This is a genomic window from Schaalia odontolytica (assembly GCF_009730335.1).
Classification (GTDB): domain Bacteria; phylum Actinomycetota; class Actinomycetes; order Actinomycetales; family Actinomycetaceae; genus Pauljensenia; species Pauljensenia dentiphila.
Map to the genome: position 1 here is coordinate 1,825,503 of NZ_CP046315.1, position 25,371 is coordinate 1,850,873.

A 25,371-nucleotide genomic window follows, 5' to 3' on the forward strand; every position below is an offset into this window, starting at 1 on the left:
TCGTCGTTTCCTATCCATTTCGCTGATGCCCGACTGCTCGTGCGGCCCCAACCCACTGGCACAGTGGGGGTTTTGCACGACACGAAGCCCTCTGACAGTGCGTCACCGGCATGTCGAACTCTCATGCAGTGCAATTCCCCCATCACCCGCATAATGAAGCCACGGCCTCGTGTCAATCGACGAGGCCGTGGCTCCCCCAAGCGATCACGCTCAGACCAGGCGGTACGTCCAGCCGTAGGGATCCTCAGCGCGGCCCCACTGAATGTCGGTCACGCGCTTGTGAATCTCGCGGGTCTTGTCCCCCACCTCAATCTCCACGTCGAAGTCATCGCCAGCCAGGCGCGTGATCGGGGTGACCACGGCGGCCGTGCCACAGGCGAAGACCTCGGTGACCGCTCCCGAGCGGATGCCATCCACGACCTCGGACAGGGCGATCTTCTCCTCACGTACGGCCACGCCTTCGTCGCGCAGCATGCGCAGGATCGCACTGCGCGTGCCACCCTCAAGGATGACGCCGGTGAGCTCAGGGGTACGGATGGTTCCATCGGCCATGACGACGAACATGTTCATGCCGCCCAGCTCCTCGAGGTACTTGCCCTCGTAGGTGTCCAGGAAGCAGACCTGAGAGAAGCCCTTGGCTTCAGCCTGGATCTGAGGCAGCAGGGAGGCCGCGTAGTTGCCGCCAGCTTTGGCGCTGCCTGTGCCGCCGGGGCCGGCGCGGTGATACTCGCGCTCCACCCAGATGGCCACGCCAGACAGGCCGCCCTTGAAGTAGGGGCCCGACGGAGAGCCGATGACGTAGTAGTCGACAACGCCGGCGGGGTGGACGCCCACGAACTCCTCGGAGGCAAACATGAAGGGACGCAGGTAGAGCGACGAACCGTCGACCTCGGGAACCCACTTGACGTCGGCGCGCACGTAGTCCACGAGGGAGGCCACGAAGTCCTCGCGGCTCATCTCGGGCAGGGCAAGGCGGCGGGCCGAGTGGTTCAGGCGCGCGGCGTTGTAGCCGGGGCGGAAGGTCCACACGGAGCCGTCCTCGCGCTTGTAGGCCTTGATACCCTCGAACACGGACTGGCAGTAGTGGAAGACGGAGGCGCCGGGGGTCAGCTCGAGCGGGCCGTAGGGAATGACACCGCGGTCATCCCAACCACCCTCGCGGGTCCAGCGCATATGGGCCATGTGATCCGTGAACTTCTTGCCGAAGGCCAGGGTCGACATGATCTCGTTGTGCTCTTCCGGCGTCGCCGGGTGAGCGTTGGGGGTCAGAGGGAAACGACCGGCAAGCTCGTCGGCGGCGGGAAGTACTAGGTCGCCGGCAGCCTCAAGTTCCGTGGGGGTATGCTGCGTCGATGCCATGAGGTCTCCTGTCGTGGTTTTTCACAAATATGAAGCCAGAATATGCCCGCCGTCCGCATTGTGGCCGATTGATTTCGGCATGTGACCCTCCATGCACCACCCTGTGGAGGTTCTCACCCCCGTCAGCCCACGAAGCCTGATGTGTTGTCGGCACAGTCTCATCGTACGTTCGCGCGCCGAGCACCGGAGCCCCTCAAGGCTCCGCCTGCTAACGCTTCTCGCCACCCTAGGGAGTTTGCCCTGCGCTGAGTTCTCCCGCGTCCTCCGGCCACATCTCCCGCGAGCTCATGGGCGTGGGTGCTCTGCTCCTGGGTATCGCCCCGACCCCGTAGGCCTCGCCCTCAGCTTCCAACGCACGGGCAGCGCGCCGCAGCATCCGAAACGATACGATCAACCCATGACGACTCTGCCTAAGGCTCTCGCCCTCTGCCTGCCCGCCCGCGAGCGCCGCTCCCCCAGCCTCGAGCTTCATGACGGGCGATGGCTAGCGGCAGCAAAGTCCGGCCTGTACGTCTTCGGGGCCGGGTCCGCATCCGATGAGAAGGCTCAGAAGAGCTACGAGGTCTTCCCCTGGTACGACGTGGCGCGGGCGCAATGGGAGGCTGAGGCGGAATCCTTCACGCTCGAATGGGTGGACCCGACCCGGCCCTCGCTGGTGGGACGAGGGCAGGGCGACCCATCCGACTTCATGCGCCACACAAGCGAGTACGTCAATCGTTCCATCGTTGTACACGCCCAGGTGGAGACTGAGGGCAGGACAACAGTGACGGCCTGGGTACGGCGCGGACCCGACGGGCTCTTCTCCATCCTGACGGCGAACGGCCCACTCGATGCGGCAGGCCAACGTCAGGCGGACGCCCTGGAGGCGCGCGTACGCGACGCGGTTGGCCTGGACTAGGAGACGCCCCTCAGGTCCCGTACGCAGCAAGACCCTCGGGGTACCAACCGGCTCGAAAGGCGCTCAGCCCGCCTGGACGTACGCGACCAGGGCGAGTAGCCACAGGTGGGCGGGGTAGAACACGTAGAAGAAGTACTTGGAGAATCGCGTGTGCGGGCCGTGCTCACCGTTGTACAGGTGCAGGATCGGAATCACGAGGATAAGCATGAAATCGGAGTTCTGCGCGAGCATCGACACCGTCGCCTGCCACGTGTCGTAAGGCTGCCACACGAGGGCGAACATGGCCGCTGCGAGCGCCAGGTACGCCAAGTCACGCCACACGACGCGCGAGTAGAGCGCATAGGTGATGACCATGAAGGGCAGAAGCGGCAGGCCACCCTCGATCGGAAGAACCGCGCACACGAGCGAGAGCACAGAAACACCGCCGATCGCCCACTTGTGCCACTTTGTCCCTGACCAACGCTTGACGAGGGCGAGAAGGCTGGTCCCCACAGCCAGGGTGAGGAAAATATTGTTGTCGTACATGTGCACGTCGCGGGTGGCCAGCAGCAGGCCCAGCGCGTAGTTACCCGCGGCCATGATGAGCGACGCGCCCCACAGACGCGCCAGGTACTTGCGCATGCTCGAGGTGTAGAGAACTCCTTCGACCGCGCCGTAGGCGAACCAGACGGCCACGCACCTGGTGACGACGTGGAAGATGTCCGTCCACATCACGGGGACTAGTCCGGGAACGTGCGGGAGATGGTCGAGAACCATGAGCGCCGCCATCGCGAGCTTGATCCAATACTGGTTGACGCCCAGGCGCGACCGTGGCTCGATGCGAGCGGGGGAGGTGAGTGCGGGAGCGGACATCGTAGTGCTTTCTCCTTGCTGGTTTCGGACGCTTCTAGTATCGGCGACCGCTCCTGACGAACTCCATGGGGGGCTGCCCCTATACTCCCCTACCTTTTCCCCGACCCACCACCGCCAATAGGCCCCGAGATACACCTACGGGGCCCAGCCTCGCGGCTGGGCCCCGGACCTCGTCACGGCAGTTCAGTGAACGAGATGAATACGCTCGAAGGGGTCGAGAGAGAAACCCTGTTCGAGGATTGTGCGGCTCCATTCACGTGCGCTGAACAGCGAATGATCGCGGTAATTGCCGCACGAGAAGGCGTCGGTGCCGGGCACGTCCTCCCAGGTGACGTCCTCGGCGATCGCGTGCAGGGAGGAGGCCAGCGCCTGCGTCACCTCACGCACCGAGGGGGTGCCCCACATGATGAGGTGGAAGCCCGTGCGGCAGCCAAACGGCGAGCAGTCGATAACGCCGTCGATGCGGTCGCGCAGCAGGGAGGCCAGCAGGTGCTCGATCGTGTGCAGGCCCGAGGTCGGGATCTCCCCGGCGTTGGGCTGGAGGAGTCTCACGTCGAAGTTCGAAATCTGGTCTCCCTTGGGCCCGGCCTCGACGTTGATGAGGCGCACGTAGGGCGCCTTCACGGCGGTGTGGTCCAGGGTAAAGCTCTCAACTTCGGCCATCGGTTAGTTCCTTTCAGTGTAGTTTTGCCGACGCTGCTCCAGGCGCATGAGCTCCCGAAACATCTCGGAGTAGGTGGGGTCGTCCTCGTTCAAGCGCGACAGGGCGGCGCGGGCCTCGCCGAGCTTGCGGGTCAGGTCCATACGCACCATAGCAGCGACGACGCCTCGGCAGTATGAGCGCACGTCGGCCTCACCCGCAACGGGCAGAGGCGCAACAGCCAGCTGGGTGACGGCGGGGCCGATGAACTCGCCGGCGGTCTCCAGGACCACCTGGACGAAGCGGCGCGAGGCCGCGAGCGTCGCGTTCTCACCCGGGCCGAAGTGGGCCTCGGCCTGGCGCATCATCTGCGTGAAGGCGTCGAGCCCGCCGACCGCGCGGATCGCGTCGTGGACGGCGCGATGCGTGGGCACGGTGAAGGACTGCCCGTCAAGCTCCTCGAAGCCGGAGCCCACGGCGTAGAGCGGGTGCTGGAGGACGGCCTCGAGAGCCTGGCGCTCGATGCGGCTCACCGGGTCCTCGGGGCCTCGGCGCTCGGACGCGGGGACGGGGCGGCCGGCGCCCGCCATCTCGATCTCGCCCGGGCGTGCCTCGTGCGAGAGGACTTCGACGCGACCAGCCGCGCGGATCGCCTGCTCGACCGTGGGGATATCCATGCCGAGCCACCCGGCCAACTGCCGCGTGTACTCGGCACGCAGGGCGCGATCCTTAATGTGCGCAACAATGCCGGCCGAGGCCCGCAGGCCCTGCACGCGGCCCTCGGCGCTGCGCAGGTCCATCTGGGACAGGACCGAGCGGATCGCGAACTCAAAGAGCGGGATGCGCGAGTTCACCAGGTCGACGATCGCCTGATCGCCCTGGGACAGGCGCAGGTCGCAGGGGTCCTGGCCGCCCGGGGCCACTGCCACGAAAGTCTGGGCCGCGAAGTTCTGGTCCTCGCCGTAGGCGCGCAGCGCGGCCTTCTGCCCGGCACTGTCGCCGTCGAAGGTGAAGATGACTTCCGAGCCGTGCGCGCGCCCCGTGGACAGGAGCACGCCGGCGGCCGGATCCGCGTGGTCGCCCAGCAGGCGGCGAATGATCTTGACGTGCTCGGAGCCAAAAGCGGTACCACACGTGGCCACGGCGTTCGTCACGCCCGCGACGTGTGCGGCCATGACGTCCGTGTATCCCTCGACGATGACGACCTTGTGCTCCGTCGCGATCGTCTTCTTCGCCAGGTCCAGGCCATACAGCAGCTGCGACTTCTTGTAGATCGGCGTCTCGGGGGTGTTCAGGTACTTGGGCGATTCCTTGTCGCTGTCGTCCAGGCGACGCGCACCAAAACCGACCGTCGCGCCCGTGATGTCGCGGATCGGCCACACGAGGCGCCCGCGGAAACGGTCGTACACGCCCCGACTGCCCTGCGAGCCCAGGCCCGAAATCTGGATCTCCTGGTCCGTAAAGCCCTTGGAGCGCAGATGGCGCGTCAGGGAATCCCACGAGGCCGGGGCGTAGCCGACCCCAAAATGCGCGCACATCGCCTGGGTGAAGCCGCGCTCGGCGAGGAACGTGCGACCCTTATGCGCCTCGGGGGAAGCCAACTGCTGCTGGTAGAACTCTTCAGCGACGCGGTGGGCGTCCAGGAGGCGCTGGCGCTTGCCCGGCTCCTCGGTGCGCACGCGCGCCCCGCCCTCCTCGTAATGGAGGGTGATCCCGGCCTTCGCCGCCAGCATCTCGACCGCCTCCGTGAAGGGCAGGTGGTCGATCTTCTGCACGAAAGAGATGACGTCACCGCTCTCACCGCACCCGAAGCAGTGGAACATGCCCAGGTGAGGGCGCACGTTGAAGGAGGGGGTGCGCTCGTCATGGAAGGGACACAGGCCCTTGAGGGAGCCGATGCCCGCGGGTCGCAGCGCTACGTGTTCGCCGATGATCTCGTCGATCTTCACTGCGTTACGTACCGCTTCGATGTCGTCCTTACGAATCAGACCCGCCATGTCCCTCAGTCTACCGATGCCCGCCCACGTCTGCGTCCGATCATGCTCACAGCTGCGAGGACAGCATGCCGCACCAGCGGGCGTGCCACGCGGAGGCCGACACGTCGGTGAGCGAGGCGACCTGGTCGATGACAGCGCGCAGGCGCACGCCGTCGTCGGAGGCGGCCCGCCACTGCGCGGCGAACACGGGTTCGAGGGCGTCGGCCCCGGCCTCGTAGAGGGCGTCGACGAGATCGGCCAGGAGCGTGCGCTGCTGGTAGTAGACCGGCTCGGTCTCACGCGGGCTCATGACGTAGTGGACGGCCATGCCCTTGAGGATCTGAATCTCGGCGCGAACCTCACGCGGCACGACGAGGTCCGCGCGGTAGCGGCCCAGCGGCTCGTGCCCGAAGGTCTCGCGTGTGGCGGCCACGGTCGCCGAGCAGAAGCGGCCGATCAGCTCGCTCGTCGCGTCCTTCAGGTGCGCGAGGGAGGCGTAGGACCCGTCGAAGGAGCGCAGCCACACGGGCATGGAGACGATGCGTTCAAGCGCCTCCTCCAGGTCCGAGCGCGCGACCGAGGGCCCGTACCAGTCCAGGGTCGAGGCCACGACGGCCGAGCAGTGCGCGTCATCGAAGAGGTCCGCGGGGTCCAGCTTGCGGGTCGCGACCGCGTCCTCCACGTCGTGCACCGAGTAGGCGATGTCGTCCGAAAGGTCCATGATCTGGGCCTCCAGGCATCGCCTGCCCGCAGGCGCCCCCTGGCGCATCCACGCGAACACGGGCGCGTCGTCGGGGTACACGGAGTACTTGCGCGTCGACTTGGCCAGGTCCGGGCCACCGGCCTTGACCCACGGGTACTTGCAGATCGCGTCCAGGGTGGCGCGCGTGAGGTTCAGGCCCGCGGGCACGCCGCCCGCGCCGATGACCTTGGGTTCCAGGCGCGTGACGACGCGCAGGGTCTGGGCGTTGCCCTCGAACCCGCCGATCGAGGCGGCCGCCGCATCCAGGGCACGCTCGCCGTTATGCCCAAAAGGCGGATGCCCGAGGTCGTGGGACAGACACGCGGCGTCCACGACGTCCGGGTCGGCCCCCAGCTCCTTGCCGAGCTCGCGGCCCACCTGGGCGACCTCGAGGGAGTGCGTGAGGCGGGTGCGCACGAAATCGTCCGAGATCGGGCCCAGCACCTGCGTCTTCTCGCCGAGGCGGCGCAGCGCCGAGGAGTGGAGGATGCGCGCGCGGTCGCGCTCAAACTCGGTGCGCTCGGAGGACTTGTGGTCCTCGGGCACCCAGCGCTCGGAATCGGCAGACGCGTACGGGCGGCGCGCGTCGCCGCCATCAACACCGGGGATTGCCAAGGAAAACTCATTCACGGGGCCATGTTACGCGGACCGCACCCACCCCGAGAACGCGCCACGGCCTCGTCGACCAACACACGAGGATGCTCATACCAACTCCCCTCTCCCGTGCGCTCCGCCAAGCGCGCCGCGTCCTTTCATGAGAATCTCCTCATGAAGGCACAATGGGACTCTCACGGTCCGCATCCATCCTGGTAGCGATGAAAGGAGTACACATGTCAGAACGCATGCGTGTGATCTGGGCTATCGGCCTCATCGCTGCCGTCGGTTGCGGCGCTTTCTTCGGCCTGCGTGCCCTCGCGGCCGGAGGCCAGCAGACCACGATGGAGTCCGGCCTCTCTGTCCCCGCCCAGTCCGACGGGGCGGGCCCCCAATCCGCCCCGGTCGTCGCGGCCACCGAGGAGCCGACACCGACCCCGGAGCCGGCCCCCGAGGACCCGGCGCCCGCACCCACGCCCGCGCCGGTCGCGACGAACCCCTACTACGTCGCCCCCACCTCACCGCAGCGCGCCGTCCCCAATGACGACGATGACGATGACGACGACGATCACGACGACGACACCGACGACTGAGCGCGCGGGGTACCGGTATCAGAGGAGCCGGTACCCCATGCCGCGCACCGTTTCGAAGTAGTCTTTACCGATTTTTTGGCGAAGGTAGGACAGGTACACGTCCACCACATTGGACGCGCCATCGAAGTCGATGCCCCACACGGCCGAGAGCAGCTGCTCGCGGCTGAGCACCTGTCCCGGATTGCGCATGAAGGTTTCGAGCAGCGTGAACTCGCGGGCGGACAGATCCACCCATTCCTCGCCCACGCAGGCGCGCCTCGTCTTCAGGTCGAGCACGAGCGATCCCCGGGTCAGCGTCATCGCGCTGGACGTGGGCGTCTCTTCGCGCAGGCGCAGGCGCACGCGTGCCAGCAGCTCTTCGAAGGAGAAGGGCTTGGGCACGTAGTCGTCGGCCCCGCCCTCGAGCCCGGCCACACGGTCGGCAACAGAACTGCGCGCCGTCAGCATGATGACGGGCATGCCCACGCCCTGGCCTCGAATCTGCTCGAGGACCTCGAAGCCGTCGATGTCGGGCAGGCCCACGTCCAGGAGCATGAGGGCGCCCCGGCCCTGCAGGGCGGCTTCGACGGCCTCGGATCCCGTGGAGTAGATCTCCGGGACGAAGCCGGCGGCGCGCAGTCCTTTGGCGACGAAGGCAGCGATCCGGGCCTCGTCCTCAACGATGAGAATGGTCGTCATGATGTCTCTCCTGACGCGCCGCAGGGGCGCAGAGGGATCACCAGGGTGAAGGTCGAGCCCACCCCCGGTGTCGATTCAATGTCGAGGTGCCCGCCGTGGGCGCGGGCGATAGATTCCACGATATTCAGGCCCAGGCCGGACCCGGCAACGCTCTCGGTGCCCGCGGTGCCGCGCACGAAGCGCTGACGCACGCACTCAATGTCATCCGGGGCAATGCCGACGCCGCGGTCGCGCACCCACAGGCGTGCCCACTGCGAGTCCGTGCCCGATCCGATTGCGATGAGCGTGCCGTCGGCCGAGTATTGGACGGCGTTTTGCGCGAGTTGGAGCCACGCCTGGGTGATGCGTGTCGGGTCGAGGCAGCAGGTGACCTGCGCGGCCTCGCCGAGGGTCCACTGGCGATCTCCCAGGGCGCGGGCCTTGTCCAGGACCGCCTCGGTGAGGGCGGCAAGGTCCGTGGATGCGGGGTTCACGGTGTCCGAGGCCCGGGCAAGCTCGAGCAGGTCGCCGACGAGGGTGCCCATCCGGTCGATCTCGTCGATAACGAGCGCGCGGGTCTCGACCACGTCGTCGTGGTCGTCGGGATCGAGGAGTTCCATGTGGCCGCGCACGACCGTGATCGGGGTGCGCAGCTCGTGGCTGACATCGTCGAGGAGCTCGCGCCTGGCGACAACCGCAGTCTCGACCCGGTCCAGCATCCTGTTCACCGCTCCTGCCAGACCAGACAGGTCGTCGTTGCCGCGCACGGGAACGCGGGTCGTCAGGTCGGACTCGCCGATCGAGTCGGTGGCGCGGCGCAGCTCGCCGATGGGGCGCAGCAGGCGCGTCACCGAGAACCAGGCAAAAGGTACGACGAGGACGAGGGTGCCGAGCGCGGCAACCACGTAGAGAACCATCGCAGAGTGTGTCGATTCCCCGTAGCCGCGCATGTCGATCGCGTGGACGAGGGCCGCGTTGCTGGACGGACCCGCGATCGGCACGACGATGAGCCGGTAGGTCATCGTCGTGGTCGTATGCGTGGTGATGATGGTGTCCGTGCCCGTCGTCAGGGGCGCAACGTAGGCCACCAGCTCCGCGTCGTCCTCGATGTGCAGACGCGGCTCCTGGGAGGGCAGCCAGTACAGGGTCCCGTCGACGAAGCCGACCTCACCGGCGTACGTGCCCGCGTAGGTTCGCGCCAGGTGCAGTCGCACTATCTCCGAGGGGTCGGTGAGAGCCACGCCCGTCTCGGGGTTGGTCCCGCCTTCGACGAGGTCTTGGAGCGCGATCTTGGATTGATGCAGCCGATCCACGGCGCGGGCGTCGAGGGCACGCTGCTGGAGGATGAAGACAAGCACGCCGGAGACGGTAAGCGCAGCACCCGCCACCAGGATCACCGCGGCGATGATCCTGGTGCGGATGCTAACGGACACGCCCGCGCGCGTGTTCTGCTTGCTCATGACCTCATTGTCCGGGTTATCTCCGAGGTATGCACCCGGGCGCGACCCGCGTATCACCGTCCAATTCCCACGTGGGTCCAACCGGCGGCGTTCCACGCCTCGCGGTCCAGCGCGTTGCGCCCGTCCACGATGGTGCGCGAGCGCACGAGCGGGCCGATGGCAGCCGGATCCATGTTGACGAACTGGCTCCATTCGGTGGCCAGGACGACCAGGTCAGCGTCGGTCAGCGCCGCGTGCATATCCTCCACCATCGTCAGGTGGGGCTTATGGGCGGCCGCGTTGGTCAGGGCGATCGGGTCGGTGACGCGCACGTTGGCGCCGCGCTCGTGCAGGCGCGAGGCGACGTCCAGGGCGGGCGAGTCGCGTACATCGTCCGTGTCGGGCTTGAAGGAGGCACCGAGGACGGTGATGTTCTTGCCCGTCACAGACCCACCCAGCGCGGCCTCGGCGGCGGCGACCGCACGGGTGCGACCACGGGTGTTGATCGCGTCGACTTCCTTCAGGAAGGCCACCGATTCACCCTTGTTGAGTTCCTCGGCGCGCGCCACGAAGGCACGGATGTCCTTGGGAAGGCAGCCGCCGCCAAAGCCGATGCCGGCGCCGAGGGCGCGACGTCCGATGCGCTCGTCGTGCCCGAGGGCCTGGGCGAGCATCGTCACGTCGGCGCCGGTGACGTCGCAGATCTCGGCCATTGCGTTGATGAAGCTGATCTTGGTGGCCAGGAAGGAGTTCGCGGCGACCTTCACCAGCTCGGCCGTGGAGAAGCTGTCGACGATGACGGGGCAGCCCGCCTCGATGATGGGTCGGTAGGCCTCGTCGAGGGCGTTGCGTCCACGGAATGCACTGTCAGCATTAGCGGACAGGCCGTAGACGAGGCGCGTGGGGCGCAGCGTGTCCTCGACCGCGTAGCCTTCGCGCAGGAACTCGGGGTTCCAGGCCAGGGCGGCAGCCGTGCCCGCGAGCTTCTCTTCGACGATGTGCGCGGTGCCCACGGGTACTGTGGACTTTCCAACGACGACGGTGCGCTCGGCGGGGTCGAGCAGCTCGGTGAGCATGGAGACTGCTCCCATCAGGTGGCTGAGGTCGGCTGATCCGCCCTCGTCAGACTGCGGGGTTCCCACGGTGATGAAGTGGATGCCGGCGCCGGACAGGTCTTGCGCCGTGGGCTCGGCGGTGAAGCGCAGGCGACCCGAGGCGGTTTCGGCGGCGATCATCTCTTCGAGGCCGGGCTCGTGGAAGGGCGCCTTGCCGGCGGACAGAGCCCGCACCTTCGCCTGATCGACGTCGATGCCGACGACCTCGTGGCCGAGGGAGGCCATGCACACTGCGTGGACGGCACCGAGGTAACCGCAACCAATAACTGTCATTTTCATGGAAGTGCTCTTTTCTGTGTCGGTGTCTGTGGTCAGTGAGTGCTCGAGTGAGCGGAGAGTGCGTGGTCCATCCATTCCCCCAGCCAGGAACTCGCCCCGGGGCGGAAGGAATAGACGAAGATGAGGCGCAGTCGGGAGGCCTGCAGGTAGGCCTCCAGGCGCGCCCGCGTGGTGGGCATGCGGGACGCGACGTCGTCGATGTGCCCGATGACGACGTCAAGGCTGTGGGCGCTGAGGTGCCCGCGCAGGTGGTGCAGTTCCGCGTGGGCGCGCAGGTTCATGAGGTCGAGGGCGGGCTCGGCCATGCGGGCGCCGTCCAGGTCGATGACGCCAAGGCTGGTGCCGTCCCACAGGAGCTGTCCGTCGTGCAGGTCGGCGTGGGAGACGACGTGGGTGGTGTCGATGTCCTCGATGAGGCGGGCGGACACGTCCAGGACCGCCTCGGTGACACGTGGGTCTTCGCCGATGGTGTCGAAGATGCGCGCCTGCTCGGCCCATCGGGCGAGGATGCGCGCCTCGTGGGCGCCGGTGTGGGGTTCGAGGGCGGCGTCTCGAGTCGGCTGCCAGGCCCGAGCGAGAGCCTTCCACCCGTCCAGCCCCTCGTCCCCGAGGTCACCGAGGGAGCGGCCGGGCAGACGCGTGTAGGTCAGAGCGGTCGACGACCAGTCCGTCACGTCGGCGACGGCCAGTCCCCATGAGCGGTAGATGCGTCCGGCGACTGCCGTGTTGCAGGCGATGCGCTCCCCGCCTTTGCGCACGTGCTTGGTGACGAAGCGATCCGCAACAACGACGGCGCGTCGGGCGTGGCGGTGGACGACGAGCTCCCCTTCCCCCACGGGAATGGTCCCGAGGACCGGGTCGCAGGCGTACAGGGACATGGCGACGCCGGCATCGGTGGCGAGTCCCGCGCGCAGGCGTCCGCGTCGGTCGACGAGCTCGACGGCGATGCCGGCGCGTGCTGGCCACGCACGCTTGATCCCCTCGATCGATCGGACGTCGGTGATTAGAGACATGCGCTTTCCTCCTCGATGAGCGTCAGGGTGTGGTCGATGTGTTGAGCCCAGTCGGGGCGGGCCTCGCGCAGGGGGTCGGCGAGTTTGAGGGCGCGGGCGTGGATGCGTGCGGCGCTCAGTTCGGTGCCCGCGGGCAGGCGTCCTCCCGCCCGCTCGTATCCGCGCGCGAAGGCCTCGGCACACTCGGGATCGGCGCTGACCATGTACGAGGCCACGTCGAGCGAGGCGGCCCCCATGCGTGCGCGGTCAAAGTCGGTGAGCAGCACGGTCCCCTCCGCGGACACGAGCACCTGGTCGGGCGTGGCGTCCGCGTGGATGGGCACGAGGGGCGCTTCCTCCGGCTCGGGGGCCGTGTCCGCGAGCGCCTCAATCCGAGCTCCGAGGACGGCGTTGAGCTCGGAGATGATGCGGGCGTGCACAGCGAGGATGTGACGGGTCGAGGCCGTGGGAGCTCCCATGCGCTGGGCGAGGTGCGCGGAGGGAACGGCGGCGTGGAGACGGGCGAAGAGCTCTCCCGCTTCCTCGTGCCAGGCGTGTACCTGCCCGGCTGTGCTGGCGCTCTGGGACAGGTCGAATCCCCCGGCGTCAGCCAAGACACTCACGTTCGGGTCGCTGCCCTCGTCCAGGCGCTCGGGCACGGGAACGACCGCGCTCAGGAAGGCGTCGAGGCCGCGCACGTGTGCGTCCTCGGTGGCCTGGATGCGCACGACCACGCCGCCACTGCGCGCGACAAGGCGGCGCAGGGGGTTGTGGCGTAGCACCTGCCACGTGCGTGGTTCGACGATGCCCGAGGCCTGGGCGCGCCCGATGTGGACCATCAGGTCCGGGTCGGAGACGATGTCGCCCCACTGGAGCCACAGGCCGTCTTCGAGTGTGCGCGAGGAGGTGGGTACGTTTCGGCGCTGGGCCTTGGCGGCGCTCTTCTCGCCCTTCGCGACCGCATCCGGCCACAGCAGGCGAGCCCAACCAACCGGAAGACCGTCAGCGTCGGCGAGCGAGGCACTGATGGATACCCCGGGCTTGATGCGCACGCGGGTGGCGACCCGGGAAGCGTCCACGGCCTCGGACAGGCGCAAGGAGTCGAGGAAGAGGGACAGTGCATCCGACAGGTTCGCGCTCATCGCACGTCACCCCCTCGGGTGCTCGCGGAGGCGCTCGTCGCACTGGCCGCCCACTCGCGGAAGGCCTCGGACTCCTCGAGGAGCTGGGCGGGCGTGCCGTCCAGGAGGACGCGCCCGTCTTCGATCCACACAACGCGGCTCGAGCGCAGGGCGACGGGCGGGTCGTGGGTGATGGCCAGGGCGGTGCGCCCTAACACGAGGCCGTCGATGGCGTCCAGGACGAGTCCAGTGGACTCGGGGTCGAGGCCAGTCGTAGCCTCGTCGAGGATTATGATCGGGGTGTCGCGCAGGAGGGCGCGGGCGATCGCGATGCGCTGGCGCTGGCCTCCCGACAGGGTGCCTCCGCGCTCGCCCACCTCGGCGTCGTATCCGCCGGGCATCTCCATGATGAAGTCGTGGGCGTTGGCGGCCTTTGCGGCGGCGACGATCTCCTCGTCGGTGGCGCCCTCGCGGCCCAGGCGGATGTTCTCGCGGATGGTCGTCGCGAAGAGCACGGCGTCCTGGTGGAGCAGGGTGACGTTCGAGCGTACGGCCGCCAGGGTGAGGTCGGTCAGCGGGTATCCGCCCATGAGGACGCGACCGCTCACGGGGTCTTGGGCGCGCACCGCGAGCGACACGAGCGTGGACTTTCCGGATCCGGAGGGGCCGATGATCGCGACCCGCTCGCCCTCGCGCACCGACAGGGACAGGGAGTGCAGGATCTCGATGCCGTCGTATTCGGTGACGACGCGGTCGAACTCGAGGTTGCCGCCGATGACTGCGGGGTGCAGGGCGCCGGGCGCGCTCACGATGTCCTGGCGGACCTCCATGAGGTCGGCGACGCGCTCGCCCGAGGCGCCGGCGCGCGAGATTCGGCCCGTGTACTTGGCCATGTCGCGCAGAGGCTTCATGGCGGTGCGCAGGTAGGAGGTGAACAGGACGAGGTCGCCCACGCTCATCGCGCCGCTGAGCACGCGCAGGCCGCCGCCGACGAGCACGATCGCGGTGGCGATGCCGACGAGTAGGTCCGTGGAGCGCTCCAGGCGGGCGGCCAGGCGCAGGGACTTCACGCCCTGACGGACGGCCTTGCCGTTTGCCCCGCCGAAGCGCCCGGCTATGTAGTCCTCCAACCCGTAGGCCTGGACGACGGGGATCGAGGCCAGGGACTCCTGGGCGGTGTTCGCCAGCTGGCCCTCCCCCTTGCGGGTGCGACGCGCGGCGGCTGTGATGCGCTGGGAGGATCCGCGCGACACGAACAGGAAGAGCGCGACGGCCACAACGACCACGACCGCGAGCAGCGGGTCGAGGACCACCATGACGATGACCATGACGAGCAGCGTCGCGGTATTGGCCAGGAGCGGCAGTCCGGCCGTGATGGCCACTTCCTGCAGCCGGTTCACGTCACCGACGATGCGCTGGACCGTGTCGGCGCTGCGGTTGCGCGCGTGAAACTGCTGGGACAGGCCCTGCACGTGGCGGAACACGCGGGCTCGCAACGACTGGGCGACACGCGAGCCCACCAGCGCGAAGCACACCGTAGCCATGTAGTTCGAGGCCGCACGCAGGCCGACGATAACGACCAGCAGCCCGGCGCAGGCGACGATCATGGGGGCCGCAGACCACGGGCCTTCTCCGCGGTGCAGCGCCACCTCAACGACCGAGTCGATGACGATCTTCATCGGCCAGGGCTCCATGACGCGGAACACGACATCCAGGAGCAAAGCCACAATGCCCCCGGCGATCAGTCCGCGATGGGGACGCACGTCGGGACCCACGAGGCGCAGAGTCCGCGACAGCGCCCCCAGGTTGTTTTTCTTGCTGATCGGCGCCATCTCAGGCCTCCACCAGCTCAAGCACGCGCCCCACAACGCCCTCCCACGAGTGGCGTTCCTCGGCGGCGAGGCGAGCCTGCGCACCCAGCTCGGTGCGACGTTCCGGGTCCTGAGCGAGGGCGTCGATCGCACGAGCGAGCACAGCCGTATCGGACGGCGGCACGAGGACGCCGCAGCCCAGTAGGGCCACGGGGATCTGTCCGAGCGCGCTGGCGACGACGGGCAGGCCGGCCGCCATGTACTCATAAACCTTCAGGGGCGAGAAATAGTGGTCGGCCTCGTCTGCGGGCGCCGGGTAGGGCGCGACCGCGATGGCGGAACCCTCCAGGTGGGAGGGAACCTCGTGCGGAGCGACGGCACCGCGGAAATCCACGTCCACGCCGGCTGCGCGCGCCGCCTCCTCGAGAGCCTCGCGCTGGGGACCGTCACCAATGATGCGCAGGTCCCACGGGGACGAGGCCAGGGCGCGCGCCCCGATGAGGTGCTCCACCCCGTGCCAGGGCTTGAGCGTGCCCACGAAGGTGACGACCACGCGGCCGGCCTCCTCCGTCACGGGAGTGATCCGGTTCGTGTCGACGCCGTTGGGGACGGTGTGGGCACGCTCCGTGCCCGTCATCTCCTCCACCCAGGCGCGCACCGGGTCCGACACGCAGATGATCGCACGCGCCGCACCCGACTGCTCCACGAGCGCGGACCGCGCTCCAGCCTCGTCATCCAGGCGACGATGACGACGCTGCTCCTCGATGAGGGGCGCGTTCACCTCGAGGATCCCGCGCACACCACTGCCCTTCGCAAGGGACGCGAGCGCCGTGGAGAACAGCGAGTAGCGCTCCCACACGAGGTCCGGGGCGCTCTTCGCAACGCGCTGCGCGATCGCGCGCGAGGCCTGGGCCTGGGCGCGCTCGCGGTCGCCCGCGCCGTCCGCATCGAGCGGGTACTCGACGGTAGGCACGTCGGCCAGGTCGGCGGGGACACGGTCCCCCATGCGCACGGCGTGGATCTCCACGTCGTGGCCGCGGCGCACGAGCTCGCGCACGACGTCCTGGATGTGGACGGAGGCTCCCTTGGTTCCGAAAACCGGGATGCCGGGGTCAGCACAGATGTAGGCGATACGCATCAGAGGGTCTCCTCATCACTTTCAAGGCGGGCAAGGGCAGATGCCTGGCGGCGCGAGTCGTAGTGCTCCTCGATGAGCGCGCGCGCCCCACGCGCCAGCTCCACGACGGGGGTGGCACCGGAGGCGATGTCCGCGAGCGCCTGCGCGATCGATTCCGGGGAGCCCGGGGGAAGGAGGACACCCGAGCGGCCGTTGATGATGACCTCGGGGATCGCGGTGACGACGGTGGCCACGACGGGCGTGCCCACGGCCATGGATTCGAGGATGACGGTGGGCAGGCCGTCGATGTTGCCGTCCGAGCCGGGGATGCAGGGGGCGACGAACACGTCGGCACCCTCAAGGGCTTCACGCACCTCGCTTTGGGTGCGCGCCCCGCACAGGCGGCACGAGGCGGTGAGGCCTCGCTCCTCGATGCGCCTGGCGAGGTCGTCCTTGAGGTCTCCCTCGCCGATGATCGAGGCATCGACCGCCACTCCTTGATCTCGCAGGATCGCGAGCGCGTCGATGAGGTCCGCGAAGCCCTTCTTTTCGACGAGGCGCCCCACCGCGACGACGCGCAGCGTGCCCGTGGCGGGCTCGGGGTCTCGGTAGGAAAAGCGGGCCAGTTCGAGGGCGTTGCGCTGCAGGACGAGGCGCGCGCCCGTGCCCTCTAGCACGCGCTCGAGGTAGTCCATGTTGTACTGCGAGATCGCAATGACCTGGGCGGCGTCCGCGCAGATGCGGCGCAGCAGGTCAACGTCGACGGACTCGTGGTAGATGTCCTTGGCGTGTGTGGTGACCGTGAAGGGGATGCCGCTCAGGGACGAGGCGATCCAGGCGGTCCGCCCGGCCAGGGAAGCGAAGTGGGCGTGCAGGTGGGTGATGCCGTCCTCGCGTGCAGCGAGGGCGAGAGCGATGCCCTGGGCGACGTCGTCGGCAGGCAACGAAGCGATGGCCGGCATGAGAGCGGCGAAGCGGGTGCGCATCTCCTCGTCGGCGAGGCCGGAGGTGAGGATGTTCCACATCTCGGAGGCCTTGCGGGGGCGCGGCACCCAGCTTACGGGTGCCTCGACGTACGCAATCTCGGGGTGGAAGCGTGTGTCGGTGGTCGGGCGCAGCGCGTAGATACGCTGGTCCTGGCCCAGGTTTTGGCGGGCGAGCATCTCGGTGACCACGAAGGTCTCGGAGAAGCGGGGGTACACCTTGAGGACGTAGCCGATGCGGGTCATTGGAGGTCTCCATCGTTGGCGGGGGCGATCAGGGTCATAGCTGCGTGCGCGGCGGCGGCGAGGCCCCCGCGGGCGATGCGGGACCGGTCGGTCCGCGTGGTGACGGCACCGTTCAGCCAGCGGGACAACGCCTCGGGCGTGGCGTCGGCCTGGCTGAGGGTGTCGATGAGGTGGGCGCCCGCGAGAGCCCGGGCGCGGATGGTCTGTTCGAGGCGCGGAACCTCACGCGGGACGATGAGGGCGGGGGTGTCGGCGGCGAGGATTTCGCAGACCGTGTTGTATCCCCCCATGGAGATGACGGCGGCGGCCTCGCGGATGCGGTGGGCCAGGCCCGAGCATGTGCGCACGACGGTGGTCGTGGGGCCGGCCAGGGAGCGGGCGCGTTCCATGCTCGCGTCGTCGAGCTGGGGTCCGGCGACGACGAGGTGGTCGTGTCCCTCGGGCATGCGGGCGCCAGCCGCGGCCTCGACGATGCGCCCGCCATCGGATCCTCCTCCGACCGTCGTCAGCACGAAGGGGCGCTTGATCGGGCCGGGGTGGGGATCCACGTCGGTGCGGCCGTCGGCCAGATAGCCGGTGAAGATCGCGCGGGACGCGAGGGCGGCGGGTACCTCCCCCGTCGAGGTCGCGTCGTGGATGGAGGGATCGCCGAAGATCCACACCTGGTCGATCAGGCCGTCCAGGATCGAGGCACCTCCCAGATCGGCCCATTCCCGCGCGGCCACGGTGGGTTCGTCGAGGATGTCACGCAGCCCCAGGACGACGCGTGCCTGGGGGCGGGAGCGCTTGAGGGCGCGCAGCGGGGCCTCAAGTTCGCGGCCCACGCCCAGAGGGTGGCGGTCGACGACGACGAGGTCGGGGGAAAAGGCCACGAGAGCGGACTCGAGGAGGGCCGAGCGCAGAGCGAGGGTATCGGAGAGCGAACCGGACAGGCGGCGGGGAACGTACGCGCCATTCTTCTTCGCGATGCCGGGCAGGGCCAGCCAGTCGAAGCCCTCGGGCAGGGTGAACAGCGGGTTGTGGGCCAGGCCGGAGACGATGAGTCCGCGCACCGCTTCCCCGGCGATGCGCGCGGCAATGTGATGCGCGAGAGCAAGGTTGCGCTTCACGTGCCCCAAGCCCTGGGAATCGTGGCTGTAGAGGAGCACTGACAGTGGCGGTGTCAAGGTCTCGTCCTTTCCGTGTCGGTGATCGTTAGTGACCAGAATGCCCAACTACGAAAAGACCAGGATGAGAGCATCATGAGAACACTCTCATGATGGTTGACCAGCGACGATGGGCACGGAAGGACGCCGAGCAACACCGCCTGATGACCCGATAGGGAGCCCGGGCCTCGTTACTGAAAAAGCCCCGATAATCACCGAGAGATTACTGTGAGATACCCCTTCGGGTCTTTCAGCATTTGTTCAAACATGCTAATTGTCAAGAGTCGCATTCAGCGTCGAATCCCCATCCACGGAAGGAGTCCCGAGTGTCCAACACGGCACAGGAAATCCTCGATGCGGTCGGTGGTCCCGGCAACATCACCCATTTCACCCACTGCGCGACGCGTCTGCGCTTCGAACTCAACGACGCATCGGTCGTCGACAAGGACCGAGTCGAGGCCATTGACGGCGTTCTCGGTGCCGTCCCGCAGTCCGGCGATCGCTACCAGATCGTTATCGGCGGTGCCGTGCAGTCGGTCTTCAACGAGATCAACAACCTGCCGTCAATGAAGTCGGGAGCCGCAGCCTCGAACGACGACGTCAAGGCCGCCGCCCGCGCGAAGGCGCGCGGCAAGAACGCCATCGTTGACGCTTTCTTCGAGTACCTGTCGGACTCGTTCCGCCCGCTGCTGCCCGTCCTCCTCGGCGCCTCCCTGATCCTGGCGTTCCTCGCGGTTCTTGAAGCCTTTAGCGTCGTTGATACGCACGCAGATGTTATCCCCGCGTGGCTGGGCTACGTGAACTCCATGTGGCGTGCAGTCTTCTACTTCCTGCCCGCAATGGTCGCCTACAACGCCTCCAAGAAGCTGGACATCGATCCCTGGGTTGGCACGGCCGTTATCCTGTCGCTGCTCACCCCCAACTTCATCGGCCTGAGCAATGCGTCCTCCTTCACTGAGACGACCTGTACGACCACCGCGCTCGGCTCCGAGCAGTGCGTCACCCAGATCGGCTCCCTGCCCCTGCAGCTGTCTGACTACGGCGGCCAGGTCTTCGTGCCGCTGCTGATGGTGCCGATCCTCGCCCTGCTCTACAAGGGATTGAAGAGGATCATCCCCTCGAACGTCCAGATGGTGTTCGTCCCCTTCATCTCCTTCATCATTATGATGCCTCTCACTGCCTTCCTGATCGGCCCCCTGTCGATCTGGATCGGTAACGGCCTGGGCGGCGGCCTGGCCTGGCTCAACGGCCACGCCCCCGTCCTCTTCGCGATCATCATCCCTATCATCTACCCCTTCCTCGTGCCGCTGGGCCTGCACTGGCCTCTCAACGCCCTGCAGCTGGCCAACATCGCCGCGACGGGTTCGGACTTCATCCAGGGCCCCATGGGCGCGTGGAACTTCGCCTGCTTCGGTGCCACGGCCGGCGTGCTCTTCCTGTCGATCCGTGACCGCGACACTGACATGCGCCAGACCGCGTCGGGTGCTCTCGCCGCGGGCCTCTTCGGCGGCATCTCCGAGCCGTCCCTGTACGGCATCCACCTGCGCTTCAAGCGCATCTACCCGCTCATGCTCACCGGCTGTGTCGTCGGTGGCCTGGTCATCGGCATCGGTGGCGGCGCGATCACGCACACCTTCGTGTTCACGTCGCTGCTGACGATCCCGGTCTTCTCACCCATGTCCGTCTACGGCCTTGGTATTGCCGCCGCATTCTTCACCGCGTTCCTCATGGTTGTCTTCTTCGACTACCGCACGAAGGAGCAGAAGGCTGAGGTTCGCGCGAAGAAGTCCCTTCTCGAGGACGACGCTCCCGTGGTCGCTCCTTCCGCCGCTGCCGCCCCGGCTGCTGCTTCTTCCGCCGCTCCGGTGGCTGAGGCCGCTCCCGAGTTCAGCGACGAGGCGAAGGCTGACCTGACGCTCACCTCCCCCATGGCGGGCACCACGGTCGCGCTGTCGGAGGTTGCCGACGAGGCCTTCGCAGCCGGCGCTCTCGGTCCCGGCATCGCCGTCTCCCCGGCCGCTGGCGCCGTGGTTGTTGCTCCGTGTGACGGCAAGGTGTCGGTTGCGTTCCCGACGGGCCACGCCTACGGCATCAAGTCCGCGTCCGGCGTCCAGGTGCTCATCCACATCGGCATGGATACCGTGAAGCTGGAGGGTAAGGGCTTCACGCCGCGCGTCGCCAAGGGTGACGTCGTCAAGCGCGGCGACGTCCTGGCTGAGGTTGACTGGGATGTTATCCGCGAGGCCGGCTACGACACGATCACCCCGATGGTCGTGACGAACAAGAAGAAGTTCGGCGAGATCACCCCGGCCGCCCCCGGCCCGGTGGGTATCAGTGACACGGTCGTGACTGTGTCCCCCAAGGAGGCGTGAGCTTTCCGAGCATCGCTGTGGGCGCGGGCCAATCGGCCCGCACCCACATGCGTTTCTACCCCGCACCACCGACGCGCGCGGTAACCGCACGCAATGTGCGTGAGGGGCGCTGGAGAACTCTCCGGCGCCCCTCACCATGTCACGCCCTACTTTCTATGGAACCTCGGGCTCGTGCCCAAGTGGATGGGGTAGGTGTTGTCTTTGTTGGTGATCTGTGATTCGTCGAGGCCGCGGTAGGCGTAGGAATTGTCGTAGGCGATTTCGGTGGGATCGACGAGCCCGTCGGCGTACTGCTGGACCTCTGCGGGGGTGGGGCTGGTACCGCCCCCCTTGTCTGCCAGCGGATTCTCGTCGGGGTACTGGCTCGGGTCAGTGTTGAGCATCTTTCCAGGGTTAATAGCCCCATAACCGCTATAGATATTCTGTCCTTCTGCAGGCAACGTAGCGGTATTGATGAGTAACTGTAACAGTTGGTTCGCGGTTGCGTTGGGCCACTTTGCGCGCGCCTGAGCGAGAGCTCCAGCAACAATGGGGGCGGAATAAGAGGTGCCCTGGGTAGTGCCGATTTTGCCGTCAGATATTAAGCGTTCAACAAATGGTCCACCAACCGCTGCAGTTGTCACTCCCTGGCCCCACGATGAGTAGGAAGCAAACTTTCCTTTGTCATCAATAGCAGAGACCCCGACAACGCCAGACCACCAGGATAGGGAGGTATCATTTTCGTCCTTTCCCGCATTACCCGCTGCAGCGGTAATAATGACTCCCTGACTCATGGCCCGGGCTATCGCCCACTTCAGATTGTTCTCATGTTCTCGACTCGATGCCGAGAAACTGATGATGGATGCGCCATCATTTATAGCGTGATTAATTAGCGAAGGGAGACCGATAAGAGGGATCTTTGCCGCAAGCTGACAATCGTGCTCAACTGTGCTTGAAGAGTCGTGGCTCTGGTAGGAAAGAAGTGTCGCGTCGGGAACGACTCCGTAGTCACGAGAAACTAGAAGGGAGGCTATACCCGTTCCGTGGTTTGTGTGTTCGGAACTTGAATTGACCGTACAGGGAGTCTTGTCAATAATGTTTGCTCCTGCCAACTCGGGGACGGAGGTATCAACTTTTCCATCAATGAGCGCGACGGTAACTCCCTTTCCCGTGTAGCCCTTTGCTCGCGCGGCGTCGAGGTGGTAGTACGAGAAGTACGCCTGGTCGGCGGCCGTGATCTGACGGTCGTCCGCGTGCGTAGGGGTGGCTGCCAATGCGCTGCCTGCCAAAGCAAGCACGCATCCAGATGCTACTGCAGCGCGCCGTGAGCCTTTCCTCAGAGCATTGGTGAGCACCGCCTGTCGTACCGTCACCATTGGTTGGGATCCCATCCGTCGTCGCGGCGGCGTGCCGGCGCAATGTCCTTGTCTGTACCGTACGTCTGAGACAACGGATTGACGTATCCACGTGGCAGCGCGTCGTCATCCTCATCCTCGATGCGGAAGGCCTCGTACTTGCGGCGGCGCTGCTTCTTATCTTCCTTCGCGCCACCGGCACCAGCGCCGGAGGCACCCATGAAACCGCCCCGCTGACCGGCGGCAGCACCCTGCCCGGCGGCAGCTCCTGCCGATTGACCGGAACCTGGTGGCGTGTAGGTGCCCATGCCCGTTCCGCTGTACGTTCCCGCACGCAGAGCGGACGAACCAGCTACCGCACTGCCACGACCGAGCGCTCCGGCACCAGAGGTGCCAAACGAGCCTGCTCCTACGCCTCCCATTCGCCCCATAGCCCCCATGCTAACGGAACCCATGCGAGCAGCTCCCCGTAGGCCGAGAACTCCAGCCCCCATCACACCGATGCCGCCAAGGCGGCCTGCTGTTTGGGATTCCGCAGCACGAGAAGCATTCAACCCCCACAGCGGATGATCACGGTCGATCGGAGGGGCTGGAGTATGCCCGCCAATGACGCCGTTTGCGTGCCGGTCTCCATTGACGCGCGTGTGCAGCAGGTCCATGTCCATGAGATCCTGCGGGTCAGTGATCGGATTCGCGCGCGAACCTACTTCTCCCTCAGGGAAATAACGGCTCGGCACGCGCGGCGACTGCATGACGCGCTGGTTGATGCCTTCGCCGTTGTCGTATCCTCCCGGATAAAGACCCGAGTCTGAACCCCTTAGATCGGCGTTGCCGAATGCATCCGAACGCGAACGTCCGTAGGCACCGCCCTCATACGGAGAAATAGTGATATGCCCTTTTTCGAGGGCATCCGCTGAGTCCTTTGGGATTTCAGGAATGGGAGTCCAGTCGCCTCGGTCGGAGAGGTTAGGTCCAGTATCGGTGTGCCCCTGTAACTTTGAGCTCAGATTGTTCATCGTAGATTCGAGGTGCTCGATGATTTCGGTGGACTTTGCCTCCCGCTGTGCGTTGGCCTGCGCTTCGACAGCGTTGACGTACGCGGCACCGGTGACAACAAGGGAGTTCACGAACTGTCCCGGAAGACCGAAGTTGGAGGCGACAGGGATTGTCACCGTAGCAACGTCACGCATAGCTTCGGTCATCGGATCCAACAACGTGGGCGACAGCTGGCGGGCTTCCTCAGCGGCTAGCATGATCGCGCGGCGCGCCTCAACGTAGTACGACATGCCTGTCAGGTAGAAGTTTGCCTGGCCATTGAATCGATTAAAGGCACGCACCGCCTCGGCGCTCATCGCATCGCCGGCCTGCCCCGTGAAGCCCTGGTGATCCTTGAAATGCTCAATCTTCTCCTGAGCCTTGCGGATAGCCTTAACGACGGTCGAATGTTCGTCGTCCCAGCCGTAGAGCTTTTCATTCTCCGGCGCGCTGTTAGCGAACTGCATCAAGCGGTCGTACATGGGTGAAGACACCAATTCTATAATCTCCTTGATCCAGTATGTTTCAGTAGCTATTGGGCTCATCGTGAGACGGTGTTTGCCCAACAGTATTGGATGTTTCCTGCTGCTCGCTTTCGTGCTCGTCGCCCTGCACAGCATCATCCTTGGGCTTATTCTCACTCGTCAATTTGTCGATGGTCTCCTGTGAATAGACCTTATGCGCGCTCTCTCCCTGATTCAGCGACAGCAGCGCGGTACTGACAGCGGCCATCGCGGCGCGAGCATCCTCCTCGGTCCCCTCGAAGTCCGCCACCGCCTGATTTACTTTCACGTCCATATCGCCGACGAACTGCGCTTCATGTGCCATTTGCGAAGAAAAGGCCGTCAGGAATGAACGCACTGTCTTTCCCATGTCCTGAGCTGCGTTTTCCGTTGTCCAATGCCCGAACATCTGCGCCATCGCGAGCACATTGGCGGACACGGCGGAGGCTGCGAGTTCCTGCCCACTGTCGTGTACATCATGACGCGCCTGCGCATGACGTTCCGAATCAAAAGCAACGTCTGGCATTGCCCAGCTCTCCTTCAGTTGAACCCAGCCTCGCTCCTCGGCAGCGAGGTAACCACCTAGTCACAGTCTATCGATGGAAGCTGAATTCCTGCGAGGATTTACTATCCTTCGGACACAACAGAATGACAATATTGATTGTCAGTGAGGGGCGCCGGAGAACACTCCAGCGCCCCTCACGCTGCACAGCAACCGGCCGCGCACGACAGGCTCTAGGCCTCGCCTACCTCGACGATATCCAGGACGGTTCGCACCTGCTCGACGGTGAATTGGCCGGGGGCACTCCCCTCCCACCCGGGCAGGGTCGCGAAGGTGGCCGCGGAGCCAAGGGCGGATCCGATCAGGCGTGTGGGCGCGCCGTGCTCCCCCATGGAGATGCCGATGACGGGACGGTCGTAGGCCTCGCGCGCCCACGCCTGCGCGGCCAGGACGCGGGCCGCGTCCGTGGCGTTGGTCGCCATGCACGCGAACTTCAGGACGTCAGCGCCCGCGTAGTTCATGGCCGCAAGAACCTCGGCGAGCTGTTCGTCGCCGGGCGTCGCCTCACAATCGTGGAAGGAAGCGACGACGATCGCGCCGGCCTCGTGCGCCTCCTCGATGAGAGCGGAAGATCCGTCTCGCGAGATCTCCACGTCGACACCGCCCGCGAAGGACGCAAGCCGCCGCACCAGGGCGCAGTATTCCTCGTCATCCAGGTAGGCCTCGCCGCCCTCGACCGACGTGCGGATGGTCGCCAACACCGGCAGGGGCGAGGAATCCGCGACATATCGGGCCATGCGCACCAGGTCCTCCTCCACGTCCGAGGCGGCCACGAAGTGCGACCCCACGAGGGAAGACAGGAAGGTGTCGGCCCTCCACTCGACGATGTCCGCGCGGCACAAGGCCAGCGCCTCAACCTGCCCGCTCAGGGCTGCCGCATCCCCGCTGACGGGAACGATGACCTGGGTACGTCCCCCGAGCGTCGCCTTCTTGGCGGCTCGCCCGATGGTGACGAGTCCGGGCGCAGGGTCGGGGTCGGGCGCAGATGAGTAAGGCATGATTCCTT

The 25,371-nt window shown here is 66.5% G+C and carries 21 protein-coding genes; 3 read left to right on the forward strand and 18 right to left on the reverse strand.

The genetic code is table 11. The features are described 5' to 3' along the window. Window positions 1-210 precede the first annotated feature (210 nt). Entirely contained in the window at window positions 211-1,359 is a 1,149-nt protein-coding gene (locus FOC40_RS07990) for a branched-chain amino acid aminotransferase (RefSeq protein WP_003794862.1), read from the reverse strand. Between the two features lie 397 nt (window positions 1,360-1,756). Here FOC40_RS07990 and FOC40_RS07995 point away from each other — a divergent pair, with 397 nt between their 5' ends. Continuing rightward, on the forward strand, window positions 1,757-2,257 hold the full coding sequence (locus tag FOC40_RS07995; protein ID WP_003794860.1) for a hypothetical protein: 501 nt from the start codon (window positions 1,757-1,759) through the stop codon (window positions 2,255-2,257). 63 nt (window positions 2,258-2,320) lie between these two features. Here the strand turns inward: FOC40_RS07995 and FOC40_RS08000 are convergent, their stop codons facing one another. The 4 genes from FOC40_RS08000 to FOC40_RS08015 all read right to left on the reverse strand — a co-directional run bounded on the left by FOC40_RS08000 (window position 2,321) and on the right by FOC40_RS08015 (window position 7,097). Then, on the reverse strand, window positions 2,321-3,109 hold the full coding sequence (locus FOC40_RS08000) for a TraX family protein (RefSeq protein ID WP_003794859.1): 789 nt from the start codon (window positions 3,107-3,109) through the stop codon (window positions 2,321-2,323). Window positions 3,110-3,292: 183 nt separating this feature from the next. Then, window positions 3,293-3,772, reverse strand: coding sequence for an S-ribosylhomocysteine lyase (locus FOC40_RS08005; RefSeq protein WP_003794857.1), 480 nt, complete (start codon window positions 3,770-3,772; stop codon window positions 3,293-3,295). Between the two features lie 3 nt (window positions 3,773-3,775). Further along, complete coding sequence (gene dnaG / locus FOC40_RS08010; protein ID WP_003794854.1) at window positions 3,776-5,746, reverse strand: DNA primase; 1,971 nt, start codon at window positions 5,744-5,746, stop codon at window positions 3,776-3,778. Between the two features lie 46 nt (window positions 5,747-5,792). Next, window positions 5,793-7,097 (reverse strand): deoxyguanosinetriphosphate triphosphohydrolase, encoded by a 1,305-nt coding sequence (locus FOC40_RS08015; RefSeq protein WP_003794852.1) that lies wholly within the window; start codon window positions 7,095-7,097, stop codon window positions 5,793-5,795. Between the two features lie 200 nt (window positions 7,098-7,297). Here FOC40_RS08015 and FOC40_RS08020 point away from each other — a divergent pair, with 200 nt between their 5' ends. Further along, window positions 7,298-7,654, forward strand: a complete 357-nt coding sequence (locus FOC40_RS08020) for a hypothetical protein (RefSeq protein WP_231126084.1) — start codon at window positions 7,298-7,300, stop codon at window positions 7,652-7,654. 18 nt (window positions 7,655-7,672) lie between these two features. Here the strand turns inward: FOC40_RS08020 and FOC40_RS08025 are convergent, their stop codons facing one another. The 9 genes from FOC40_RS08025 to FOC40_RS08065 are packed head-to-tail and all read right to left on the reverse strand — an operon-like array spanning window position 7,673 to window position 18,580. Next, entirely contained in the window at window positions 7,673-8,332 is a 660-nt protein-coding gene (locus FOC40_RS08025; protein WP_003794848.1) for a response regulator transcription factor, read from the reverse strand. Further along, window positions 8,329-9,771 (reverse strand): sensor histidine kinase, encoded by a 1,443-nt coding sequence (locus tag FOC40_RS08030; protein ID WP_003794846.1) that lies wholly within the window; start codon window positions 9,769-9,771, stop codon window positions 8,329-8,331. Before FOC40_RS08030 ends, FOC40_RS08025 begins: the two co-directional genes overlap by 4 nt. Before the next feature lie 53 nt (window positions 9,772-9,824). Further along, a complete protein-coding gene (locus FOC40_RS08035; RefSeq protein WP_003794844.1) occupies window positions 9,825-11,144 on the reverse strand; it encodes a UDP-glucose dehydrogenase family protein in 1,320 nt (439 codons plus the stop codon). 32 nt (window positions 11,145-11,176) lie between these two features. Continuing rightward, complete coding sequence (locus tag FOC40_RS08040; protein ID WP_003794843.1) at window positions 11,177-12,157, reverse strand: phosphotransferase family protein; 981 nt, start codon at window positions 12,155-12,157, stop codon at window positions 11,177-11,179. Then, entirely contained in the window at window positions 12,148-13,278 is a 1,131-nt protein-coding gene (locus FOC40_RS08045) for an aminoglycoside phosphotransferase family protein (protein WP_003794841.1), read from the reverse strand. The genes FOC40_RS08040 and FOC40_RS08045 overlap by 10 nt, the downstream gene beginning before the upstream one ends. Next, window positions 13,275-15,089 carry an ABC transporter ATP-binding protein gene (locus tag FOC40_RS08050; RefSeq protein WP_003794839.1) on the reverse strand — a complete coding sequence of 605 codons (1,815 nt, stop codon included), beginning with the start codon at window positions 15,087-15,089 and terminating at the stop codon, window positions 13,275-13,277. Before FOC40_RS08050 ends, FOC40_RS08045 begins: the two co-directional genes overlap by 4 nt. Before the next feature lies 1 nt (window position 15,090). Further along, window positions 15,091-16,206, reverse strand: a complete 1,116-nt coding sequence (locus FOC40_RS08055) for a glycosyltransferase family 4 protein (protein WP_155844132.1) — start codon at window positions 16,204-16,206, stop codon at window positions 15,091-15,093. Next, entirely contained in the window at window positions 16,206-17,414 is a 1,209-nt protein-coding gene (locus tag FOC40_RS08060) for a glycosyltransferase (protein WP_003794834.1), read from the reverse strand. Before FOC40_RS08060 ends, FOC40_RS08055 begins: the two co-directional genes overlap by 1 nt. Beyond that, the gene (locus FOC40_RS08065; protein ID WP_231125994.1) at window positions 17,411-18,580 is read right to left on the reverse strand and encodes a glycosyltransferase family protein; all 1,170 of its coding nucleotides are present in this window, start codon (window positions 18,578-18,580) and stop codon (window positions 17,411-17,413) included. Before FOC40_RS08065 ends, FOC40_RS08060 begins: the two co-directional genes overlap by 4 nt. A gap of 305 nt (window positions 18,581-18,885) precedes the next feature. On the opposite strand from FOC40_RS08065, the gene FOC40_RS08070 reads away from it, so the two are divergent. Further along, window positions 18,886-20,931 carry a glucose PTS transporter subunit IIA gene (locus FOC40_RS08070; protein WP_003794827.1) on the forward strand — a complete coding sequence of 682 codons (2,046 nt, stop codon included), beginning with the start codon at window positions 18,886-18,888 and terminating at the stop codon, window positions 20,929-20,931. Between the two features lie 146 nt (window positions 20,932-21,077). Here the strand turns inward: FOC40_RS08070 and FOC40_RS08075 are convergent, their stop codons facing one another. From FOC40_RS08075 to aroD, 4 genes are all read right to left on the reverse strand, one after another. Continuing rightward, a complete protein-coding gene (locus tag FOC40_RS08075) occupies window positions 21,078-22,301 on the reverse strand; it encodes a S8 family peptidase (protein ID WP_081445511.1) in 1,224 nt (407 codons plus the stop codon). Continuing rightward, window positions 22,280-23,782, reverse strand: coding sequence for a hypothetical protein (locus FOC40_RS08080; RefSeq protein ID WP_003794824.1), 1,503 nt, complete (start codon window positions 23,780-23,782; stop codon window positions 22,280-22,282). The genes FOC40_RS08075 and FOC40_RS08080 overlap by 22 nt, the downstream gene beginning before the upstream one ends. Before the next feature lie 43 nt (window positions 23,783-23,825). After that, on the reverse strand, window positions 23,826-24,329 hold the full coding sequence (locus FOC40_RS08085; RefSeq protein WP_003794821.1) for a hypothetical protein: 504 nt from the start codon (window positions 24,327-24,329) through the stop codon (window positions 23,826-23,828). A gap of 209 nt (window positions 24,330-24,538) precedes the next feature. Continuing rightward, on the reverse strand, window positions 24,539-25,363 hold the full coding sequence (gene aroD, locus FOC40_RS08090) for a type I 3-dehydroquinate dehydratase (protein ID WP_003794819.1): 825 nt from the start codon (window positions 25,361-25,363) through the stop codon (window positions 24,539-24,541). Window positions 25,364-25,371: the final 8 nt, after the last annotated feature.

Excerpts from the sequence above, each read along its gene's own strand:
- FOC40_RS08035 (WP_003794844.1), bottom strand. The coding sequence starts at position 11,144 with ATGAAAATGACAGTTATTGGTTGCGGTTACCTCGGTGCCGTCCACGCA.
- FOC40_RS08005 (WP_003794857.1), bottom strand. The coding sequence starts at position 3,772 with ATGGCCGAAGTTGAGAGCTTTACCCTGGACCACACCGCCGTGAAGGCG.
- FOC40_RS08050 (WP_003794839.1), bottom strand. The coding sequence starts at position 15,089 with ATGGCGCCGATCAGCAAGAAAAACAACCTGGGGGCGCTGTCGCGGACT.
- FOC40_RS08085 (WP_003794821.1), bottom strand. The coding sequence starts at position 24,329 with ATGCCAGACGTTGCTTTTGATTCGGAACGTCATGCGCAGGCGCGTCAT.
- FOC40_RS08075 (WP_081445511.1), bottom strand. The coding sequence starts at position 22,301 with ATGGGATCCCAACCAATGGTGACGGTACGACAGGCGGTGCTCACCAAT.
- FOC40_RS08025 (WP_003794848.1), bottom strand. The coding sequence starts at position 8,332 with ATGACGACCATTCTCATCGTTGAGGACGAGGCCCGGATCGCTGCCTTC.
- FOC40_RS08045 (WP_003794841.1), bottom strand. The coding sequence starts at position 13,278 with ATGAGCGCGAACCTGTCGGATGCACTGTCCCTCTTCCTCGACTCCTTG.
- FOC40_RS08080 (WP_003794824.1), bottom strand. The coding sequence starts at position 23,782 with ATGTACGACCGCTTGATGCAGTTCGCTAACAGCGCGCCGGAGAATGAA.
- FOC40_RS08020 (WP_231126084.1), top strand. The coding sequence starts at position 7,298 with ATGTCAGAACGCATGCGTGTGATCTGGGCTATCGGCCTCATCGCTGCC.
- FOC40_RS07990 (WP_003794862.1), bottom strand. The coding sequence starts at position 1,359 with ATGGCATCGACGCAGCATACCCCCACGGAACTTGAGGCTGCCGGCGAC.
- FOC40_RS08040 (WP_003794843.1), bottom strand. The coding sequence starts at position 12,157 with ATGTCTCTAATCACCGACGTCCGATCGATCGAGGGGATCAAGCGTGCG.
- aroD (WP_003794819.1), bottom strand. The coding sequence starts at position 25,363 with ATGCCTTACTCATCTGCGCCCGACCCCGACCCTGCGCCCGGACTCGTC.
- FOC40_RS08060 (WP_003794834.1), bottom strand. The coding sequence starts at position 17,414 with ATGACCCGCATCGGCTACGTCCTCAAGGTGTACCCCCGCTTCTCCGAG.
- FOC40_RS08055 (WP_155844132.1), bottom strand. The coding sequence starts at position 16,206 with ATGCGTATCGCCTACATCTGTGCTGACCCCGGCATCCCGGTTTTCGGA.
- dnaG (WP_003794854.1), bottom strand. The coding sequence starts at position 5,746 with ATGGCGGGTCTGATTCGTAAGGACGACATCGAAGCGGTACGTAACGCA.
- FOC40_RS08030 (WP_003794846.1), bottom strand. The coding sequence starts at position 9,771 with ATGAGCAAGCAGAACACGCGCGCGGGCGTGTCCGTTAGCATCCGCACC.
- FOC40_RS07995 (WP_003794860.1), top strand. The coding sequence starts at position 1,757 with ATGACGACTCTGCCTAAGGCTCTCGCCCTCTGCCTGCCCGCCCGCGAG.
- FOC40_RS08000 (WP_003794859.1), bottom strand. The coding sequence starts at position 3,109 with ATGTCCGCTCCCGCACTCACCTCCCCCGCTCGCATCGAGCCACGGTCG.